At 69.3% G+C, this 5630-nt stretch carries 4 protein-coding genes and 1 tRNA gene; 1 reads left to right on the plus strand and 4 read right to left on the minus strand.

Translation table 11 applies throughout. The features are described from left to right. Positions 1 to 81 precede the first annotated feature (81 nt). The 4 genes from LE181_RS14635 to LE181_RS14650 form a co-directional block, all read right to left on the minus strand. Positions 82 to 153, minus strand: a tRNA-Gln gene (locus tag LE181_RS14635). 209 nt (positions 154 to 362) lie between these two features. Continuing rightward, positions 363 to 1838, minus strand: a complete 1476-nt coding sequence (gene gltX / locus LE181_RS14640) for a glutamate--tRNA ligase (RefSeq protein ID WP_225661695.1) — start codon at positions 1836 to 1838, stop codon at positions 363 to 365. After that, positions 1831 to 2613, minus strand: coding sequence for a fumarylacetoacetate hydrolase family protein (locus LE181_RS14645; RefSeq protein WP_225661696.1), 783 nt, complete (start codon positions 2611 to 2613; stop codon positions 1831 to 1833). Before LE181_RS14645 ends, gltX begins: the two co-directional genes overlap by 8 nt. A gap of 87 nt (positions 2614 to 2700) precedes the next feature. After that, the gene (locus LE181_RS14650; protein ID WP_225661697.1) at positions 2701 to 2907 is read right to left on the minus strand and encodes a hypothetical protein; all 207 of its coding nucleotides are present in this window, start codon (positions 2905 to 2907) and stop codon (positions 2701 to 2703) included. A 480-nt stretch (positions 2908 to 3387) separates the two neighbouring features. On the opposite strand from LE181_RS14650, the gene LE181_RS14655 reads away from it, so the two are divergent. Continuing rightward, the coding region (locus tag LE181_RS14655) for a sensor histidine kinase (protein WP_225661698.1) at positions 3388 to 5630 on the plus strand (2243 nt) is incomplete at its 3' end.

A 5630-nucleotide genomic window follows, 5' to 3' on the forward strand; every position in this document is an offset into this window, starting at 1 on the left:
TTGCACTTCGCTTTTGCGCTTCCGCGCGGTGACTACTTTATCAGTAGTTTTGCGAGAGAATTTCCAGTGGATTTTCTCTTGCTGGGGTACCAGGACTCGAACCTAGACTAAGGGAACCAGAAACCCTCGTGCTGCCAATTACACCATACCCCACCGTAACTCCACCCCCCGTAAGGGGTCTTGTCCGGCTTGCGCCCTCCGCTCCGGCCTCTCGGCCCTCCCGGGCGGCGCAGGAAGAACATTACCCGAAGGTGGACGGGGGTCCAAAATCGATAACCCGCCTGGTGCCCGGGCGGCCGTACGCACGGGGCCCGGCGGCCTGAGCAGGCTGCCGGGCCCCGTGTCGTGGGACGTGTGGGACGTCAGCCCGCGAGCTTCGCCAGGGCGGCGTCGATGCGGGTCAGGGTGCGCTCGCGGCCGAGCACTTCGAGGGACTCGAAGAGCGGGAGGCCGACGGTGCGGCCCGTGACGGCCACGCGGACCGGCGCCTGGGCCTTGCCGAGCTTGAGGCCGTGCTCCTCGCCCGCGGCGACGACGGCGGCCTTGATGGCGTCCGCGTTCCAGTCGGCGTCGGCCAGGCGGGCGCGGGCCGTGCGCAGCAGGGCGTCCGAGCCCTCCTTCATGGCCTTGGTCCAGGACGCCTCGTCCTCGACCGGCTCGTCCAGGAAGAGGAAGTCGACGTTGGCCGTGATGTCGGAGAGGACGGTCAGGCGGGTCTGGGCGTGCGGCGCGATGGCCTCCCAGGCCGCCTGGTCGAACTTCTCCGGCGCCCAGTTGGCGTGCGGGGCCTGCAGCCAGGGGGTGCAGGCGTCGGCGAACGCCTTGGGGTCCATCCGGCGGATGTGGTCGGCGTTGATCGCCTCGCACTTCTTCAGGTCGAAGCGGGCCGGGTTGGCGTTGACGTCCTTGACGTCGAACGCCGCGACCATCTCGTCGATCGTGAAGACGTCCTGGTCGGCGGAGAGGGACCAGCCGAGCAGCGAGAGGTAGTTGAGCAGGCCCTCGCGGACGAAGCCGCGCTCCCGGTAGAGGTTGAGGGAAGCCTGCGGGTCGCGCTTGGAGAGCTTCTTGTTGCCCTCGCCCATCACGTACGGCAGGTGGCCGAAGGACGGCGTGGTGCCGTTGCCGACGCCGATCTCCGCGAGCGCCCGGTAGAGGGCGACCTGGCGGGGAGTGGAGGAGAGCAGGTCCTCGCCGCGCAGGACGTGGGTGATCTCCATCAGCGCGTCGTCGACGGGGTTGACGAGCGTGTAGAGCGGGGCGCCGTTGGCCCGGACGATGCCGTAGTCGGGCACGTTCTCCGGGGTGAAGGTCAGCTCGCCGCGCACCAGGTCGGTGAAGGTGATCGGCTCGTCGGGCATCCGGAAGCGGACGATCGGCTTGCGGTCCTCGCGCTCGTACTGCGCCTTCTGCTCGGCGGTGAGCTCGCGGCACGTGCCGTCGTAGCCCGAGGGCCGGCCGGCCGCGCGGGCGGCCTCGCGGCGCTCGTCGAGCTCCTCGGTGGTGCAGTAGCAGTAGTACGCGTGACCGGCGTCGAGCAGCTTGGCGGCGACGTCCTTGTAGAGGTCCATGCGCTGCGACTGGCGGTACGGCGCGTGGGGGCCGCCGACCTCGGGACCCTCGTCCCAGTCGAGGCCCAGCCAGCGCATGGCGTCGAGCAGCTGCTCGTAGGACTCCTCGGAGTCGCGCGCCGCGTCGGTGTCCTCGATGCGGAAGACGAGGGTGCCGCCGTGGTGGCGGGCGAACGCCCAGTTGAAGAGGGCGGTGCGGACCAGGCCCACGTGGGGGTTGCCGGTCGGCGAGGGACAGAAACGTACGCGGACGTTCGCGTTAGCCACGCTTGATCACCTTGTTGGTGAGAGTGCCGATGCCTTCGATGGTGACGGCGACCTCGTCGCCGACGTTGAGGGGTCCGACGCCGGCCGGGGTGCCGGTGAGGACGACGTCGCCGGGGAGCAGCGTCATCGCCTCGGTGATGTGGACGATCAGGTCCTCGATGGAGCGCACCATGTCGCTCGTGCGGCCCAGCTGGCGCTGTTCGCCGTTCACGGTGCACATGATGCCGAGGTCGCGGGGGTCGAGCTCGGTCTCGATCCAGGGGCCGAGCGGGCAGGAGGTGTCGAAGCCCTTGGCCCGGGCCCACTGCTTCTCGCGCTGCTGGACGTCACGCGCGGTGACGTCGTTGGCGCAGGTGTAGCCGAGGATGACGTCCTTGACGCGCTCGCGCGGGACCTCGCGGCACATGCGGCCGATGACGACGGCGAGCTCGGCCTCGTGGTGGAGCTCGCTGGAGAAGGAGGGGTAGGCGATCGGGTCGCCGGGGCCGGTGACGGCCGTGGAGGGCTTGAAGAAGGTGACGGGCACCTCGGGCACCTCGTTGCCCAGCTCCGCGGCGTGCTCGGCGTAGTTGCGGCCGATGGCGACGACCTTGTTGGGCAGCACGGGCGGCAGCAGCCGCACCTTGCTCAGCGGGATCTTCTGCCCCGAGCGCTCGAATTCCGCGAAGGGGTGCCCCTTGATGATGTCGAGGACGGGACCACCTTCGGTGGACGCGTCCCCCTCTACGACGCCGAACGCGACGTTTCCGTCAATGGAGAACCTGGCGATGCGCACGGGAAGCTCGTACCCCTTGTCTGATTGGCCGGAGTCGGACACCTCAGGCTATCGCGGGGGGCGTGCGCGACCCGTGCGCCGCCGGGATCAGTCCTGGGGCAGCTGCACCGCGGGGGCCGTCATGAGGACGGTGCGGCGCGGGTTGGCGGTGGCCTGCGGGAGCTCCAGGGCGTGCTCCGGGCGCTCGGCGACGGCGAAGAGGCCCGTCGTCTCGGCGGCCTGGAGGTGCGCGAGCGTGGTGCGGCGCGGGTTGGCGGTCTTGCGGGACGGCTTCGCCGGGTTCTCGGTCTTCACTGGGGGTGCCTCGCGTTGTCGTTCTTGGCGTTTCGGCGGCTGTGTAAAGAACCAGGCTAGGCGCGCCTTTCCCCCCTCGCACGCGGGACAAGTCCCGGCTTTACTGTGAGTTTGCTCACGACGCAACCGAAAAATGCGGCATAACGGGCGGCTGTTCCGCCTCCGCGAAACGGACATTGCAGGGCTGAACCAGACGTTCCGCTCCTGATCATGGCGACTGGGACAGGGGGTGACCGTCGAGCCGGACCCCATGACTCATGGGCATAAGTCCGACATGGGGTGCTCAATCTTCTACCCTGCGTCACCGCGACACTCACCCAGCGTCACGACATCCGGAGCTGCACCCACCGGCCTTGTTGGGGGATTGGGCACTGTGCTGGAATTCCGGGGACCGCCAGGGGGGCACCGCGGTCCCCCCACGACTCGACACCGTCCCTCCGCTCACCCGGCGGGACGCCTGGTCCAGAGGTTGCGACGCTAGTGCAGGGACGTTTCAAGAGGGATGGCAGCGCTGCGGCGGAGCCGGAGCCGCGCGGTGCGACCGACCGCGGCACGACCGTCGGCATGCCCGCCGAGGCAGCGAACGGCAGCGAGGCCGCCGAACAGCCGAAGCCGAAGGCGAAGGAGCCCAGCGGGCCGGGCTCACGAATAGCCCTGCGCAACTGGCGCATTAGTACCCGTCTGGTCTCCCTGCTCGCCCTCCCCGTCGTCGCCGCGACGACCCTGGGTGGCCTGCGTATCCAGACCTCGCTTCAGAACGTCGACCAGCTCGACCACATGAAGCTGCTGGTGGAAATGACGACCAAGGCGACCCAGCTCGCCGACGCCCTTCAGGAGGAGCGCGACAAGTCGGCGGGGCCGATCGTCGCGAACAACCCCAAGGACGACCAGGTCATCGCTCCGCGAGCCAAGGCCGACCAGCGGATCCAGCAGTTCCGGGACGCCACCAGGAAGGCCAAGGCCGACGACCCCACCCTGGTCGGCGTCCAGACCACCCTTGTCGACATCACCAAGCAGCTCGACAAGATCAAGGCGGTCCGGGAGAAGGCGTACGTCAGCGACCGCGAGTACACCGCGCAGACGGTCAGTAACTACAACGCCCTCATCACCTCGCTGCTGTCCCTGTCCCAGGACATGGCCCAGGCCACCAGCAACAGCGAAATGATCACCGCGACGCGCGCCCTGGCGACGTTCTCCTCCGCCAAGGAGTACGCCTCCATCCAGCGCGCCATGATCAGTGCCGCGCTCGCGAACCCCAAGGGCGCGAGCATGTCGGCCAACGACCACCAGTACGGCAAGTCCGCCCTGGACAACGAGGAAGAGGCCCTGCGCCGCTTCACCGCCATCCGGGCCGCCGACTCCGCCGATCTGATGAAGGCCCTCAACGGTGGCGACACCAACGTCACCTCGGCGAACACCTTCGCCGAGCGGGCCTTCGGCAACAACACCGACGCGTTCAAGGGCGAGAAGACCAGTTACCGCGACTGGTACGACATGGACAGCGTCAAGATCGAGGAGATGGCCAAGATCGAGCTGACGCTCCTCTCGCAGATGGAGCAGAAGGCTCAGGAGCTGCGTGAGGACGCGCAGAACGAGGCGTACCTCAACGGTGCCCTCATCCTCCTCGTTCTCGGCATCTCGCTCGTCGGCGCCTTCGTCGTGGCCCGGTCCATGGTGCGGTCGCTGCGGCGACTGCAGGACACCGCCCAGAAGGTCGCCCAGGAACGCCTGCCCGAGCTCGTCAAGCAGCTGTCCGAGACCGACCCGCAGGACGTCGACACGTCCGTGGAGTCCGTCGGTGTGCACAGCCGCGACGAAATCGGAAAGGTGGCCGCGGCCTTCGACGAGGTGCACCACGAGGCCGTGCGTCTGGCCGCCGAGCAGGCCCTCCTCCGGGGCAACGTCAACGCGATGTTCACCAACCTCTCGCGCCGCAGCCAGGGCCTCATCCAGCGTCAGCTCTCGCTCATCTCCGAGCTGGAGAGCCGCGAGGCCGACCCGGACCAGCTGTCCTCGCTGTTCAAGCTCGACCACCTCGCGACCCGTATGCGCCGTAACGGCGAAAACCTCCTCGTCCTCGCGGGTGAGGAGCCCGGCCGACGGTGGACCCGCCCGGTCCCGCTCGTCGACGTGCTCCGTGCCGCCGCGTCCGAGGTGGAGCAGTACGAGCGCATCGAGCTGAGCGGCGTGCCGCCGACCGAGGTCGCCGGCCGCGTCGTCAACGACCTCGTGCACCTCCTCGCCGAGCTGCTGGAGAACGCGACCTCGTTCTCCTCCCCGCAGACCAAGGTCAAGGTCACCGGTCACGCGCTGCCCGACGGCCGGGTGCTCGTGGAGATCCACGACACCGGCATCGGCCTCTCGCCCGACGACCTCGCGGCGATCAACGAGCGGCTCGCCTCCCCGCCGACCGTGGACGTCTCCGTCTCCCGGCGCATGGGTCTGTTCGTGGTCGGCCGCCTGTCCCTGCGACACGGCATCCGCATCCAGCTGCGCCCGTCCGACTCGGGCGGCACCACCGCGCTCGTCATGCTGCCGGTCGACGTGGCCCAGGGCCACAAGAAGCCGGCTCCCGGTCAGGGCGCCCCCGGTGGCCCGGGCGGCCCCGGCGGTGCTCCCGCCGCGGGCGGCGGCCAGCAGCAGCGCCGTCAGGTGCAGGGCAACGGGCCGCGCCCGGCGCTGGCACCGCGCCCCGGCGGTCCGGCCGGTCAGGGCCCCGGCCC

It is taken from the genome of Streptomyces sichuanensis (genome assembly GCF_020328095.1).
Taxonomy (GTDB): domain Bacteria; phylum Actinomycetota; class Actinomycetes; order Streptomycetales; family Streptomycetaceae; genus Streptomyces; species Streptomyces cinnamoneus.